Source organism: Photorhabdus heterorhabditis, assembly GCF_001280945.1.
Lineage (GTDB): Bacteria > Pseudomonadota > Gammaproteobacteria > Enterobacterales > Enterobacteriaceae > Photorhabdus > Photorhabdus heterorhabditis.
The window spans coordinates 1-14,526 of sequence record NZ_LJCS01000043.1; the positions used below are offsets into that span (position 1 = coordinate 1).

At 41.7% G+C, this 14,526-nt stretch carries 14 protein-coding genes; 10 read left to right on the plus strand and 4 right to left on the minus strand.

Translation table 11 applies throughout. The features are described from left to right. Positions 1-252, plus strand: a 252-nt coding sequence (tnpA, locus tag AM629_RS14315) for an IS200/IS605 family transposase (protein WP_072161896.1), incomplete at its 5' end; no start/stop codon positions are given. A gap of 246 nt (positions 253-498) precedes the next feature. Here the strand turns inward: tnpA and tdh are convergent. Then, positions 499-1,524 (minus strand): L-threonine 3-dehydrogenase, encoded by a 1,026-nt coding sequence (gene tdh / locus AM629_RS14320; protein ID WP_054479961.1) that lies wholly within the window; start codon positions 1,522-1,524, stop codon positions 499-501. A 9-nt stretch (positions 1,525-1,533) separates the two neighbouring features. After that, the gene (locus AM629_RS14325) at positions 1,534-2,730 is read right to left on the minus strand and encodes a glycine C-acetyltransferase (RefSeq protein ID WP_054479962.1); all 1,197 of its coding nucleotides are present in this window, start codon (positions 2,728-2,730) and stop codon (positions 1,534-1,536) included. A 232-nt stretch (positions 2,731-2,962) separates the two neighbouring features. Between AM629_RS14325 and rfaD the strand changes: the two genes are divergently transcribed. From rfaD to rfaC, 3 genes are read left to right on the plus strand one after another with little or no spacing between them, the layout of a single operon-like run. After that, a complete protein-coding gene (rfaD, locus tag AM629_RS14330) occupies positions 2,963-3,901 on the plus strand; it encodes an ADP-glyceromanno-heptose 6-epimerase (protein WP_054479963.1) in 939 nt (312 codons plus the stop codon). A gap of 10 nt (positions 3,902-3,911) precedes the next feature. Next, entirely contained in the window at positions 3,912-4,964 is a 1,053-nt protein-coding gene (gene rfaF / locus AM629_RS14335) for an ADP-heptose--LPS heptosyltransferase RfaF (RefSeq protein WP_054479964.1), read from the plus strand. Beyond that, the gene (gene rfaC, locus AM629_RS14340; protein WP_054479965.1) at positions 4,964-5,929 is read left to right on the plus strand and encodes a lipopolysaccharide heptosyltransferase RfaC; all 966 of its coding nucleotides are present in this window, start codon (positions 4,964-4,966) and stop codon (positions 5,927-5,929) included. The genes rfaF and rfaC overlap by 1 nt, the downstream gene beginning before the upstream one ends. Before the next feature lie 564 nt (positions 5,930-6,493). Here the strand turns inward: rfaC and AM629_RS14345 are convergent. Beyond that, entirely contained in the window at positions 6,494-7,456 is a 963-nt protein-coding gene (locus AM629_RS14345; RefSeq protein WP_054479966.1) for a polysaccharide deacetylase family protein, read from the minus strand. A 214-nt stretch (positions 7,457-7,670) separates the two neighbouring features. Between AM629_RS14345 and rfaQ the strand changes: the two genes are divergently transcribed. The 6 genes from rfaQ to coaD all read left to right on the plus strand — a co-directional run bounded on the left by rfaQ (position 7,671) and on the right by coaD (position 13,605). Further along, positions 7,671-8,735, plus strand: coding sequence for a putative lipopolysaccharide heptosyltransferase III (gene rfaQ, locus AM629_RS14350; RefSeq protein WP_054479967.1), 1,065 nt, complete (start codon positions 7,671-7,673; stop codon positions 8,733-8,735). Then, on the plus strand, positions 8,732-9,859 hold the full coding sequence (locus AM629_RS14355) for a glycosyltransferase family 4 protein (protein ID WP_054479968.1): 1,128 nt from the start codon (positions 8,732-8,734) through the stop codon (positions 9,857-9,859). Before rfaQ ends, AM629_RS14355 begins: the two co-directional genes overlap by 4 nt. Beyond that, entirely contained in the window at positions 9,859-10,971 is a 1,113-nt protein-coding gene (locus AM629_RS14360; RefSeq protein ID WP_054479969.1) for a glycosyltransferase, read from the plus strand. The genes AM629_RS14355 and AM629_RS14360 overlap by 1 nt, the downstream gene beginning before the upstream one ends. A 100-nt stretch (positions 10,972-11,071) precedes the next feature. After that, positions 11,072-12,349, plus strand: a complete 1,278-nt coding sequence (gene waaA, locus AM629_RS14365) for a lipid IV(A) 3-deoxy-D-manno-octulosonic acid transferase (RefSeq protein ID WP_054479970.1) — start codon at positions 11,072-11,074, stop codon at positions 12,347-12,349. Then, the gene (locus AM629_RS14370; RefSeq protein ID WP_054479971.1) at positions 12,350-13,117 is read left to right on the plus strand and encodes a glycosyltransferase family 2 protein; all 768 of its coding nucleotides are present in this window, start codon (positions 12,350-12,352) and stop codon (positions 13,115-13,117) included. 5 nt (positions 13,118-13,122) lie between these two features. Next, the gene (gene coaD / locus AM629_RS14375; protein WP_054479972.1) at positions 13,123-13,605 is read left to right on the plus strand and encodes a pantetheine-phosphate adenylyltransferase; all 483 of its coding nucleotides are present in this window, start codon (positions 13,123-13,125) and stop codon (positions 13,603-13,605) included. A 70-nt stretch (positions 13,606-13,675) separates the two neighbouring features. Here coaD and mutM read toward each other — a convergent pair whose 3' ends face one another. Beyond that, the gene (gene mutM, locus AM629_RS14380) at positions 13,676-14,485 is read right to left on the minus strand and encodes a bifunctional DNA-formamidopyrimidine glycosylase/DNA-(apurinic or apyrimidinic site) lyase (RefSeq protein ID WP_054479973.1); all 810 of its coding nucleotides are present in this window, start codon (positions 14,483-14,485) and stop codon (positions 13,676-13,678) included. Positions 14,486-14,526 lie beyond the last annotated feature (41 nt).

Consider the following 14,526-nt stretch of genomic DNA (forward strand, 5'->3'; position numbering starts at 1 on the left):
GAGATGGACGGTGAGCGGGATCATGTACACCTTCTGGTCGCATACCCGCCAAAGCTGGCAGTGAGCGTGATGGTTAACAACCTGAAATCAGTATCATCACGGCTACTACGCCAGCAGAATACACATCTACAAATGCAGAGCAAAACAGGGTTGCTGTGGTCAAGATCGTACTTTGTCTGTAGCACCGGAGCGGCAACGATCGAAACACTCAGAGCCTACGTTCAGAGTCAGTCAACGCCTGAGTGTTCTTGAAAGCCCCGCGGGCTTTTCGCCTTATATCCCCGCCCGCACTGGGCAAGGGTTTACGGCGTTTTTCGCTAAGAAAGTAGCTAACTCATTAAATTCTTTGGATGACAAAACTAAAACTGACCTTGCTTCTCCGCGAACTTCTCCACCGACAACAGGATTTAACGTTAGGCTAACTTTGCATAATAACTAATAAAAAAACAGGCGCTCAAGAACTGAAAGCGCCTGTCAATCTTAGTAGTAACTTATTGATTAATCCCAGTTCAAAATAACCTTACCGGACTGCCCTGAACGCATGATGTCAAAGCCTTTTTGGAAGTCATCAATAGAGTATCGGTGAGTGATAATCGGTGTCAGATCCAAGCCAGATTGAATCAATGCCGCCATTTTGTACCAGGTTTCAAACATTTCACGGCCATAAATACCTTTAATAAACAATCCCTTGAAAATAACCTGATTCCAGTCAATTGCCATATCTGATGGTGGAATACCCAACAGAGCAACACGACCACCGTGATTCATGGTATTCAATAAGGTACGAAATGCTGCGGGCGCACCAGACATTTCCAGACCGACATCAAAACCTTCAGTCATACCCAGCTCTGTCATGACATCGGTCAGATTTTCTTTACTGACATTTACCGCACGAGTAACACCCATTTTACGTGCCAGTTCAAGGCGATATTCGTTAACGTCTGTAATAACAACATGACGCGCACCAACATGCTTACACACTGCCGCAGCCATAATACCAATTGGCCCTGCACCGGAAACCAACACATCTTCGCCTACCAGATCAAACGAAAGCGCGGTATGAACAGCATTGCCAAATGGGTCAAAGATAGAAGCCAGTTCATCAGAAATGTTATCCGGGATTTTGAATGCATTAAATGCAGGAATAACCAGATATTGAGCAAAAGAGCCTGGGCGGTTTACCCCTACACCAACCGTATTACGGCATAGGTGAGTACGGCCACCACGACAGTTACGGCAATAACCACAAGTGATGTGCCCTTCACCAGATACACGATCACCAATTTTAAAACCTTTCACTTCCTGACCAATTGCAACAACTTCACCAACATATTCATGACCAACAACCATCGGTACAGGAATTGTTTTTTGCGACCAGTCATCCCAGTTATAGATGTGTACATCCGTACCACAAATCGCAGTTTTACGGATTTTTATCATCACATCATTATGCCCCAGCTCTGGCTCGGGCACATCTGTCATCCAGATACCTTCTTCTGCCTTTAACTTTGACAATGCTTTCATAGAGATACCTTATGCAATTACTTTTAATTGCTTACCAATTCGCGTGAACGCTGCAACTGCTCGTTCAATTTGCTCTTCCGTATGCGCCGCTGACATTTGAGTGCGGATACGGGCCTGATTTTTAGGGACTACCGGATAGAAGAAACCTGTAACATAAATGCCTTCTTTCAATAATTCTGCGGCAAATTCTTGTGCCAATTTTGCATCACCTAACATGACAGGGATGATCGCGTGGTCAGCACCAGCCAAAGTGAAGCCTGCCTCGGTCATTTTTGCACGGAACAGATTTGCGTTCTTCCACAGACGATCACGTAATGCATCACCCTCTTTTAGCATATCCAGTACTTTAATAGATGCCGCGACAATTGCCGGTGCCAGTGAGTTAGAGAACAAATATGGGCGTGAACGCTGGCGCAACCACTCAACAACTTCTTTACGTGCCGCAGTATAACCACCAGAGGCACCACCCAACGCTTTACCTAATGTACCGGTAATGATGTCAATACGATCCATTACGTCACAATATTCGTGCGTGCCGCGACCATGAGCACCAACAAAACCAACAGCATGAGAATCATCCACCATAACCATTGCATCAAATTCATCAGCCAGATCACAGATAGATTTCAAATCAGCAATGACGCCGTCCATCGAAAACACACCATCTGTTGCAATCACAATATGGCGGGCATTATCCGCTTTTGCTTTCTCCAGCTGTGCTCTCAGTTCTTGCATGTCATTATTAGCATAGCGATAACGCTTCGCTTTGCATAAACGGACACCATCAATAATAGAAGCATGGTTCAGAGCATCAGAGATAATGGCATCTTCCGGCCCAAATAGCGTTTCAAATAAACCGCCGTTAGCATCAAAACAAGAGGAATAAAGAATAGCATCTTCCATACCTAAGAATTCTGCCAGTTTTTGCTCCAGCTCTTTATGAGTATCCTGAGTTCCGCAAATAAAGCGAACCGATGCCATGCCAAAACCATGGCTATCCATTCCCACTTTAGCCGCAGCAATGAGATCCGGATGATTAGCCAAACCTAAGTAGTTATTTGCACAGAAGTTAATAACGTGGCTACCATCAGCGACAGCAATGTCAGCGCTCTGTGCAGAAGTGATGATACGTTCATTTTTAAATAATCCTTCAGAATGAGCTTGTTCTAACTGCTCATTAATTTGCTGGTAAAATGATGCTGACATTGATTCTCTCCTGATTAAATAAAAAGTAATGACATATTTTACTGATTGATCAAGCTACTGACGACACTACCAGGCAGATAATATTAACTTTGCTGTACCCGTCACGTCATGCAAACTGAATGACCATATTATTTCAGTATATCCCCCTGTTTAAGCTACTGTCCTCAAAAGTGTTAGATGTTATTATAGGCGTCGTTTGCTTCGTTTAACCCTATTGATAGAGGTGAGTCCGATGATCGTTGTTACTGGCGGTGCTGGATTTATTGGCAGCAATATTGTCAAAGCACTGAATGACGAAGGATATAAAGATATTCTGGTCGTAGATAATTTAAAAGATGGTACTAAGTTCGCTAATCTGGTTGACTTGGATATTGCTGATTACATGGACAAGGAAGAGTTTCTGATTGGTATCCTGGCCGGTGATGATTTAGGTGATATTGACGCTATTTTTCATGAAGGTGCTTGCTCATCTACAACTGAGTGGGATGGCAAATATATGATGGATAATAATTATCAATATTCAAAGGAGTTATTGCACTATTGTCTTGATCGTAAAATTCCTTTCCTGTACGCCTCTTCAGCAGCAACCTATGGTGGCCGCAGTGATAACTTTATCGAAGAGCGTCAATATGAGAAACCACTGAATGTTTATGGTTACTCTAAATTTCTGTTCGATCAGTATGTCCGGGAACTTTTACCTCACGCTGATTCACAGATTTGTGGTTTCCGCTATTTCAATGTATATGGACCACGCGAAGGACACAAAGGAAGTATGGCCAGTGTTGCATTCCATCTGAACAATCAAATCAATCAGGGACAAAACCCGAAATTATTCGCTGGCAGTGAAAATTTTCAACGTGATTTTATTTATGTTGGTGATGCCGCTGCGGTTAATCTGTGGTTCTGGAAAAATAGCGTTTCTGGTATTTATAACTGTGGGACAGGTCGCGCTGAATCTTTCCAAGCGGTTGCAGATGCGGTTGTTGAATTTCATAAAGATAAATCGCCAACCGTTGAACATATTGATTTTCCTGAGCATTTGAAAGGTCGTTATCAAAGCTTCACTCAAGCAGATTTAACTAAACTCCGCGCAGCTGGTTATGATAAACCATTCAAAACAGTCGCCGAAGGGGTAATGGAATATATGTACTGGCTCAATCAGGATAAATAATCTACTCGCTATGAAAATATTGGTGATCGGCCCTTCGTGGGTGGGTGACATGATGATGTCACAAAGCCTTTATCGGACATTAAAGGCTTTGTATCCTAATGCAGAAATTGATGTTATGGCTCCAGCCTGGTGCCGCCCATTGCTGGCAAAAATGCCGGAGGTCAATCAGGCATTAGCAATGCCATTAGGCCATGGTGCCCTGGCATTAGGTGAACGCCGTCGGCTTGGTATCGCACTACGTGAACATAAATATGATCGCGCTTATGTGCTACCAAACTCTTTTAAATCTGCGTTAGTTCCTTTCTTCGCCAATATTCCTCTGCGCACCGGCTGGCGCGGTGAAATGAGATATGGATTGCTCAATGATATTCGTATACTCAATAAAGAAGCTTTTCCGTTGATGGTTCATCGCTATGTCGCATTAGCCTATGATGCAAAACAGATAAGTAACGCAACAGATCTCACGCAACCATTATTGTGGCCTCAGTTGAATGTCACTGATGAAGATATCGCAGAATCTACCGCGGCATTTAATATTTCTGATCACCGACCGATTATCGGTTTCTGCCCCGGGGCAGAATTTGGCCCGGCGAAACGTTGGCCTCACTATCATTATGCTACGTTAGCCCAACAGCTTATTACGCAAAAGGGATATCAAATTCTGCTATTTGGCTCGACTAAGGATCACGAGGGTGGAGAAGATATCCGTAAATCACTGACGGAAGAAGCCCACGAATACTGTATCAATCTTGCCGGACAAACATCTCTTGAACAGGCAGTTAATATTATCGCTGCTTGTGATGCGGTTGTGACTAACGATTCTGGCTTGATGCATGTTGCCGCAGCACTTAATCGACCTCTCGTTGCACTTTATGGCCCAAGCAGCCCAGATTTTACCCCACCATTATCTGACAAAGCAGAAGTTATCCGCCTTATTACTGGTTATCACAAGATCAGAAAAGGTGACAGTGCACTTGGCTATCATCAGAGTCTTATCGACATCCAGCCAGAGCAAGTGATGGCTTCTCTGGAAAAATTATTACAAACGGAGAATCAGGATTAATGCGGGTGTTACTGGTTAAAACTTCTTCCATGGGAGACGTACTCCACTCTCTCCCCGCACTGACTGATGCAGAAAAAAACCTGCCTGATGTCCGTTTTGATTGGGTGGTGGAAGAAGGCTTTGCACAAATACCGGGTTGGCACAGCGCAGTTGATCAAATTATTCCCGTTGCTATTCGCCGCTGGCGTAAAAGCTGGTTTAGCAAAGAGACTCGTACAGAACGTCGTTTATTCAAAGAAAAACTAAAATTAAATCAATATGATGCCATTATTGATGCTCAAGGGTTATTGAAAAGCGCATTTCTAGTAACTCGCTTAGCTCATGGCCCCAAACACGGTTACGACCGTAAAAGCATCCGAGAGCCGTTGGCAAGTTTCTTTTATGATTTCCGTCACCCAGTTAGTAAGCAACAACACGCTGTAGAGCGTATCCGAGAATTGTTTGCTGTCAGTCTTGATTATAGCAAACCGACAAAACAAGGTGATTATGGCATTGCCCGCCATTTTTTAAAGCAAGAACGGGAAAATAAAGACGATTATCTGGTTTTCCTCCATGCCACTACCCGCGACGAAAAGCACTGGCCTGAAAGCCACTGGCGTCAACTTATTGCTGAAATTCAGCCAACTGGTGTACGAATTAAACTCCCCTGGGGAGCCGAACATGAGCATCAGCGTGCACTGCGACTGGCAGAAGGTTTCCCCCACGTGGAGGTACTGCCTAAACTAACTTTGGCGCAAGTAGCACAGGAACTGGCTGGTGCAAAAGCTGTTGTTTCTGTTGATACCGGCCTGAGCCACCTCACCGCTGCACTAGATCGTCCTAATATTACGCTGTTTGGCCCAACAGATCCGGGCCTGATCGGGGGCTATGGCAAGAAACAAATATCTTTGAAAGCAGAGGATAGAGATATCAAAAGTATTGCGCCATCGCAGGTGTTAACGCATCTTCAGAAAAATATTAGCTGATTACTGAGTCTAAGGCGTTCCTAATAGACGCCTGATTTTCTATAGACAAACAACTAAAAATAACCCAGTCAACAATTTTACATAATTGCTTTCTCAACAAATGGTTAGAATTATTTAAGCATATTTATACTGGACTAATAATCATCTGGCTATTAGTGCAATTCTATTAATAAACTACAATATGTAATTACAACTACTATCAATTTTGATCTCTCTAATACCCATCCACGGAGTAAAAATAGATAAGAAACTGAAAACACTTCAGGAAAGAAGAAATATATTTTTATCTTAAATTTCTCCATAAAAGATCTTAATAACAGATGGACAATCTGCCACCCATGTTTTTTGGTATTTGAAATTAATTTAACATCCAATCGTGATAATGTTCCTACAATCATCTGATTGCAGGAGTAAAAACATAAATATCACTAATGTTATGGTCGTAGAATAATAACGCCTTTAAAACAGATGACTCAAGTAAAATGTACATCTCTGTTTAAACATGCCAAAGAATGAATTATAAGAATATAAGAAATAGTAAAAAAATATTCACCTATTTCTTCGCTATTTCCCTTGTTTCTTTGACTGATAATATTCAGTCAATGTCATCCCCTGAACTTTGGGCTTAAGATAGTTAAACAACCCTTCTAAGTCCCGATAAAGACGCTCAATTTGTTCCTCATCTTTAAATATCGGGCTACCACCTGGCATAAACTCAGAGGAATGCAGCATGAACTCAATATAATCACTACCTTCTGCCAATGTGTGCTGAACAACTTTTTTCATTTGTTCCAAATTACCACCTTTTGGTCGCAACCAGTTAACAGATGGAGAACGCTGTTTGCCACGTAAGCTATCATATTTCTGCTTAAGGAAATTCATCAACGGTGGATGCTTATATTGAATACTCATTGGTACTTCTAGCAAAGAAGATTCTCCTCGCTTAGAAATATCCTGTAAATCCATAAAATAGGCATAAGATGGAAAGTGACTATAATCAGTTCCACCATTGCCATTAGGATCGCCTTTTGTGAAGCTCCAATTAACTTTTGGTGTTACAGAACAATCAACTTGATAACCATATTCTACTAACAACTCAGCATAATATTCGTCAAATGCCCAACGCCCCGCTCGATGACTTAACATTTTAGTTTGTAGTTTGTCTTCCAATAGGTTAGTCATCAGATCAACCTTCGCTCTAATTTGCTCTTTCGGAAACTCAATCAAATAAGGCTTATAGCGCATATCATCGTCTGTAAGAGGAACCAACGGTGGACTATTCCAGGCATGTAAATGCATGCCAATTTCGCCCTGGCCTCTGGCAATCACATCTTTAGCAAAATCGATGTATAAGTCATCCATTGCCATCTCATAGTTCGTTAGCCAAACAGGTTTAAAACCAAAACGTTCGCATAGGTCCTGAAATCTTGGCAAATAATGCGTATTCTCTGTCGAAATCTGACTGTGGTTTCGCCACAAGTCATCACCTTCAGTATCAATAGTGATAATAAATGCTGGTAAAATCATCAGAATCATGCCTAAAACATAACCAAATTTGTGGCTTTATAGTACGCAGGTCAGTGACATAGCGCAATTAACTTATCATTAAGTGGTAATTTTATGTATGCTTCATTTAATTCTGGAACTGGATCGCATTATTTACTTAAACAGGAATAGAGAGTAGCGTCCCCCATGACCCTATATTAAGATTATTATATTGATAATTTGTAGAATAAATATAATGGCAAATAAAACTGGCAATTTTCAACGAATTCTAGTGATAAAACTCCAACATCATGGAGATATGCTATTAATCACGCCAGTAATTAGCACATTAAAACATCATTATCCAGAAGCCGAAATCGATATTTTGCTTTATCAAGAAACTCAGCCAATGTTAGAAAATTCTCCCGATATCTCCCATATTTTTGCCATTGACCGAAAATGGAAAAAATTGGGAGCGAAATCACATCTCAGTTATGAATGGCAGTTACTTAAAAAATTACGAAAACGTCATTATAATTTAGTTTTGAATCTGGCAGACCAATGGCGAAGTGCATTTATCACTTTATTCACTGGCGCACCAATCCGTTTAGGTTTCGATTATCCCAAACGACAGAACTGGAAATGGTATCTCTGCTATACTAAAGTCATTAATACAGAGCAACACCATTCCATGCATACTGTAGAGCAAAATCTTTCCATTCTGAATCCTCTGAATTTGTCCTCATTTATGATTAATGTGAAGATGAATTACAGTGAAAAAGACTTAATCTGGGTAAAAGAAATTCTGGCTCAACATGCCATTGGGCAAAAATATATTGTTATTCAGCCGACATCCCGATGGTTTTTTAAATGCTGGGATGAAAAGAAAATGGCAGAAATAATAACATCGTTAGAAAATGACGGCTGGAAAATTATCTTAACATCAGGTCCAGATGAACAAGAGATAGCAATGATAAATAATATATTATCGTATTGTTTCGATAAAAACATAATATCCCTAGCCGGACAATTAACTTTACCCAAATTGGCTGCACTCATTGACCATGCTCAGTTACTTATCGGCGTTGATTCTGTTCCTATACATATGGCTGCCGCTTTAAACACGCCTTGTATTGCACTCTTTGGTCCATCCAAACTAACATTTTGGCGACCATGGCAAGCGATTGGTGAGGTTATCTGGGCTGGAAATTATGGTAAACTGCCCGACCCTGATGATATTGATACCGATACCACTGAACGGTACTTGGACCTGATCCCAACAGAAGCTGTTATTTTTTCAGCAAGGAGGCTCCTCTTATGAAACATCTGCGTCTGGCTATCATTCGTCAGAAATATCGCCCCGATGGAGGAGCCGAACGCTTCGTTTCAAGGGCACTGGAAGCTTTGAGTAACCAGCAATTAGAGCTGAATGTTATAACCCGATCCTGGCAAGGAGAAACTCATCCAAATTGGCATCTTCACTTATGCGATCCGATTAAATTAGGACGAATCAGCCGTGAAAAAGATTTTGCCAAAGCAGCTCGTTCTATCTGGCAACAAGAAAAATTTGATTTAGTTCAAAGCCATGAAAGAATTGCGGGCTGTGATATTTATCGAGCTGGCGATGGGGTGCACAGCCGCTGGTTATTGCAACGGGCAAAAATTTTACCTAAATGGCGGACAAAGTGGTTATTGAATGATCGCTATCATCGTTATGTCATAAATGCAGAAAAAGAGATGTATTCAGCACCTGAACTCAAAAAAGTCATTTGTAATGCTGAAATGATCAAAAGAGAATTGATAGAGGATTTTAACCTTGCCGAAGATAAAATTTCTGTCATCTATAACGCTATCGACCACCAAAAATTTTACCCTGCAAACCAGCAAACTCGGCTACAACTGCGGGAAAAGAATCACATTCCACTAAATACCAAATGCTTAATTTACGTTGGCTCTGGGTTTGAACGTAAAGGATTAGCTGCCGCAATTAAAGCTGTTGCAAAAACGGGTGATTACTTACTCGTTATTGGCAAAGATAAAGAGCAAAAAAAATATTTAGCACTGGCAAATTCCTTAGGTTGCAACGAACGTATCCGATTTATGGGATTACAAAAACAAACGCTTCCTTTTTACCAGATGGCAGACGCTTTATTACTGCCAACATTGTATGATCCATTTCCAAATGTCATTCTTGAAGCAATGGCCTGCGGTTTACCGGTGATTACCAGTACAACCTGTGGTGGCTCCGAATTTGTCATTCAAGAAAAAAATGGTTTTGTTTGCGACGCTCTTGACATCAGTCAACTAACAGAAGCGATTCAATGTATACCTGATAACATTTTAGGCACAAAAATGTCATCCGAAGCAAGAAACCGCATCCTGAATTCAACACCCGAACATTTATCACAACAACTTATCCATCTTTATCAACGAGTATTGACATAGTGACAGAACATATCCTTTTTATTATTGATGGATTACCGGGTGGGGGCGCAGAAAACGTCACACTCAGGCTCGCCAATGGATTACATCAATTTGGTTATCAAATCTCCATCCTTTCACTCGACACCAGACTGGCTTATACCATCCCTGACGGGATTAATTACCTTGTCGATGCCGATCATTATCAAGGCCCTTTAAGAAAACTTAATGAGCTTAATCGCAGAGCTAAATCTATGGACAAAGTTTTACAGAAACTTTTCCAAGAAAAAAGTAAACCAGCTCTTGTAATCTCTAACCTGCACAAAACTGACAGAATCGTTGTTAAATCAAAAGCTTTAGCTGATTGTAATGTCTGGCATTGCATTCACGGTATTTTTTCTCAATCTTATCTTGGTAATAAGAGCGGACTTGCTTATTGGATCAAGAAAGAAAAAATCAAAAAAACCTATAAAAATAGAAAACTTGTTTGTGTCTCTGATGCAGTAAGTGATGACTTAAAAACAAATATTTCTCTGCAACCAGCAGAAATACTCACTATTTACAATCCATTTGATTTTAAAGAAATCAAAGAAAAAGCAAATCAAGACAATCCTTACCACGGAATAGAATATCTGTTACATGTTGGTCGTTTTCATGTCGTTAAACGCCATGACCGTCTTCTGGAAGCTTTTGCTAAAGCTCAACTTCCTTGTAAGCTACTGATCGTTGGTAAAGGGGAAGAACAAGCTGAATCAGAGATTAAACAGAAAATCAGTGAACTAAATCTTACCGATAAAGTTATTTTAGCTGGCTTTCACGCTAATCCCCTACCTATTATTCGTGAAGCAAAAGCCGTCGTTATCAGTTCAGATAGCGAAGGTTTACCAACTGTTCTGATTGAAGCATTAATCTGTCACACACCGATTGTCAGTACTGTATGCCCAGGTGGTGTCAGTGAGATTATGACAGGTGAGTTAAAACAATATTTATCTCAACTCACGACTGACTCATTAGCTGAGAAAATGCAATTGATTTATAATCACCCCCCTGTAATTACTGAAGATATGTACAAGAAGTTTGATAGTGACCATATACTGCAACAATATATATCACTGATAGATAAACGCAGCTTTTAAGACATCACCCGTCTCTATCCTATACAGATACGCATTTTCACACTTTCCTTGAAGCAGTGTGATACTATTGGCGCTAATTTATATAAATGAATTTGATAGAATGTTATTGCGTTTATATCAGGTACTTCTCTACCTCATCCAACCTCTGATTTGGTTGCGTTTATTACTTCGCAGCCGCAAGGCCCCTGCTTATCGCAAGCGCTGGGGTGAACGTTACGGTTTCTGTGCAGGTAAAGTTGCCGCTGGGGGCATCCTGCTTCATTCAGTTTCCGTGGGTGAGACGTTGGCCGCAATCCCTTTGGTCAGAGCTTTGCGTCATCACTATCCCTTCTTACCGATTACCGTGACGACTATGACGCCAACCGGCTCAGAGAGAGTGCTTTCTGCTTTGGGAAATGATGTTAATCACGTCTATTTGCCGTACGATCTTCCCGGTTCCATGGAGCGCTTTCTCAACCAAGTTAACCCGAAGTTAGTTATCATTATGGAAACAGAGCTTTGGCCTAATCTGATTTTCCAGCTTCATCAACGTAACATTCCTCTAGTGATTGCCAATGCCCGTTTATCTGCACGTTCCGCAATCGGATACCAAAAAATAGGCCATTTCGTAAAAGCAATTTTGCACAAAATTACCTTAATTGCGGCTCAAAATCAGGAAGATGGCGAACGTTTTATTGAATTAGGTTTGAAACGCTCTCAGTTGGCTATCACCGGCAGTTTGAAATTCGATATCTCAGTCACACCAGAACTGGCCGCTAAGGCAGTGACATTACGACGCCAGTGGGCTGCCCGCCGTCCTGTCTGGATAGCTACCAGTACCCACGATGGAGAAGAAAGCATTATTCTGGATGCTCATTGCAAGTTATTAAAACAATACCCAAATCTGCTGCTGATCCTCGTACCACGCCATCCAGAGCGTTTTACTAAAGCTGAAGAGTTAACAAAGAAAGCCGGATTAAGTTATATTCTTCGCAGTTCAGGAAAAATTCCCGAAGCTAATATCCAGGTTGTTATCGGCGATTCTATGGGTGAACTGATGCTGCTCTATGGTATAGCTGATCTAGCTTTTGTTGGTGGCAGCTTGGTTGAACGTGGCGGACATAACCCGCTGGAAGCCGCAGCCCATGCCATTCCAGTGTTAATGGGTCCCCATACCTTTAACTTTAAAGCTATCTGCGCCAAATTGGATCAAGCTAATGGCCTGATTACCGTGACTAACAGCCAATCTCTGTTCACCGAAATCAATAGCTTGCTGACTGATGAAGATTATCGCTTGTACTATGGGCGCCACGCAGCAGAAGTATTGCATGAGAATCAGGGTACTCTTCAACGTCTGCTTAAATTGCTGGAACCCTATCTCCCCCCACGGAGCCACTGAATGAGTAAGAGAAAACGTCTTTCCGTTGTGATGATTACCAAGAATTCAGCGGATCTGATCACAGATTGTCTGGCCTCAGTCAGTTGGGCTGATGAAATCATCGTGCTTGATTCTGGCAGTTCAGACGACACCTGCCAGATAGCACAGACAATGGGCGCAAAAATATTTTCTAATACAGAATGGCCGGGATTTGGTCGCCAGCGCCAGCTAGCCCAGCAATATGCTTCTGGTGATTATATTTTTATGATCGATACAGACGAGCGTGTAACGCCAGAACTGAGAGCATCTATAGAACAAGTTCTGACCCATGCTGATAATAACAAAGTCTACAGTTGCGCCCGACGGAATTTATTTCTTGGCCGCTTTATGAAACACAGTGGCTGGTATCCCGATAGAGTCCTTCGTCTCTATGCGCGTGATCGTTATCAATACAATGATAATCAGGTTCATGAATCGCTTGAAACCCATAAAGCCCCAGTTGTTATTTTGAAAGGAGATTTACTTCATCTTACTTGCCGTGATCTGATGGAATTTCAGGGAAAACAGCTGAATTACGCTAAAGCATGGGCAAAACAACGTCATAGACAAGGTAAGCTATGCAGTTATTTTTCGATTTTCAGCCATACTTTCGGCGCTTTCTTTAAAACCTGGCTATTGCGGGCTGGCTTTCTTGATGGTAAACAGGGGTTAATACTGGCTATCGTTAACGCTCAATATACGTTTAATAAATATGTCGCGTTGTGGGAAAAGAGACAGCAACAAGGGTAAAATTGATGAAAACCAAAGCCATTTATCCCGGAACCTTCGATCCTGTTACCTATGGGCACATCGATATCGTTACCCGTGCTGCGGATATGTTCGACCACGTTCTGTTTGCTATTGCCAATAGTGCCAGGAAGAATCCTGTGTTTACTCTGGATGAACGCGTTGCTATGGCCAAAGAAGTGACCACACACTTGGATAATGTCGAAGTGGTGGGTTTTTGTGAATTGATGGCTAATTTTGCAAAGAAGCAGCAAGCCAATATTCTTATCCGAGGTCTTCGCTCAGTGTCTGATTTTGAGTATGAATGGCAGCTCGCCAATATGAACCGCCACTTTATGCCTGAATTGGAGAGTGTCTTTTTGCTACCATCGCAAAATCTCTCATTTGTATCTTCATCCTTGATTAAAGATGTCGCCCGTCACGATGGCGATATTTCATCATTCTTACCAGAACCTGTTGCACAGGCAATGCTAAAAAAATTAGGTAAATAATTTTCTGAAATTATCGGGGTTAGCGAGGATGTTACCTATCTCTACGCTTCACCCCGATATCCAGCATAAATTAATGCTGACAATGACGGCAAAAGAAAGTGCTACGCTGCCCAAGCTTAATACTTTCTATCTTTCTACCACAAATCCGACACGACTCTCCCATCCTGCCATAAACAAACAGTTCTTGAGCAAAATAGCCCGGTTTACCATCAGATTGCAAGAAATCCCTGAGTGTCGTTCCCCCCTGCTCAATAGATCGTTGCAGAACCTTTTTAATCGTTTCTACCAGTAAATACACTTCACGCTCAGTCAACGTATGTGCCGGGCGCTCAGGCTGAATACGGGCAGTGAACAACGCTTCATTTGCATAGATATTCCCAACCCCTACAACTAGCTTGTTATCCATTAGCCAAGGCTTAATCAATGTTTTTTTATTTCTTGATTGAGCGTAAAGATAAGCGCCATTAAAGCCATCAGTAAGTGGCTCAGGCCCTAAATGCGTCAATACTGAACACTGATTGAGGTCATCACTCCATAACCACGCACCAAATCGTCTGGGGTCGGTATAACGCAAAATCTTGCCATCAGCCATGACCAAATCCACATGATCATGTTTCTCCGCAGGGCGTTCTTCCAACAAAATCCGCAAACTACCCGACATACCTAAATGGATAATAATCCAACCCTCTGCCAACTCAATCAGTAAATATTTAGCCCGTCGCCGAACACTGAGTACAAGCCGGTCACTCAGTTTCATGATTTCTTCCGCAACAGGCCAGCGCAACCGCCCATTTCTAACCACCGCATACTGAATTACGTTTCCTACCAGATGTGGTTCTATTCCTCTCCGGCTGGTTTCTACCTCTGGTAGTTCTGGCATGATGATAACTCCTGTATTATGTATATTGTTTTAACTCTATT

What these genes read in the sequence shown, in the direction of transcription:
- rfaF (WP_054479964.1), top strand. Translation starts at nt 3,912, where the DNA reads ATGAAAATATTGGTGATCGGCCCTTCGTGGGTGGGTGACATGATGATG.
- rfaD (WP_054479963.1), top strand. Translation starts at nt 2,963, where the DNA reads ATGATCGTTGTTACTGGCGGTGCTGGATTTATTGGCAGCAATATTGTC.
- waaA (WP_054479970.1), top strand. Translation starts at nt 11,072, where the DNA reads ATGTTATTGCGTTTATATCAGGTACTTCTCTACCTCATCCAACCTCTG.
- AM629_RS14370 (WP_054479971.1), top strand. Translation starts at nt 12,350, where the DNA reads ATGAGTAAGAGAAAACGTCTTTCCGTTGTGATGATTACCAAGAATTCA.
- tdh (WP_054479961.1), bottom strand. Translation starts at nt 1,524, where the DNA reads ATGAAAGCATTGTCAAAGTTAAAGGCAGAAGAAGGTATCTGGATGACA.
- AM629_RS14345 (WP_054479966.1), bottom strand. Translation starts at nt 7,456, where the DNA reads ATGATTTTACCAGCATTTATTATCACTATTGATACTGAAGGTGATGAC.
- AM629_RS14355 (WP_054479968.1), top strand. Translation starts at nt 8,732, where the DNA reads ATGAAACATCTGCGTCTGGCTATCATTCGTCAGAAATATCGCCCCGAT.
- rfaQ (WP_054479967.1), top strand. Translation starts at nt 7,671, where the DNA reads ATGGCAAATAAAACTGGCAATTTTCAACGAATTCTAGTGATAAAACTC.
- coaD (WP_054479972.1), top strand. Translation starts at nt 13,123, where the DNA reads ATGAAAACCAAAGCCATTTATCCCGGAACCTTCGATCCTGTTACCTAT.
- rfaC (WP_054479965.1), top strand. Translation starts at nt 4,964, where the DNA reads ATGCGGGTGTTACTGGTTAAAACTTCTTCCATGGGAGACGTACTCCAC.
- AM629_RS14325 (WP_054479962.1), bottom strand. Translation starts at nt 2,730, where the DNA reads ATGTCAGCATCATTTTACCAGCAAATTAATGAGCAGTTAGAACAAGCT.
- mutM (WP_054479973.1), bottom strand. Translation starts at nt 14,485, where the DNA reads ATGCCAGAACTACCAGAGGTAGAAACCAGCCGGAGAGGAATAGAACCA.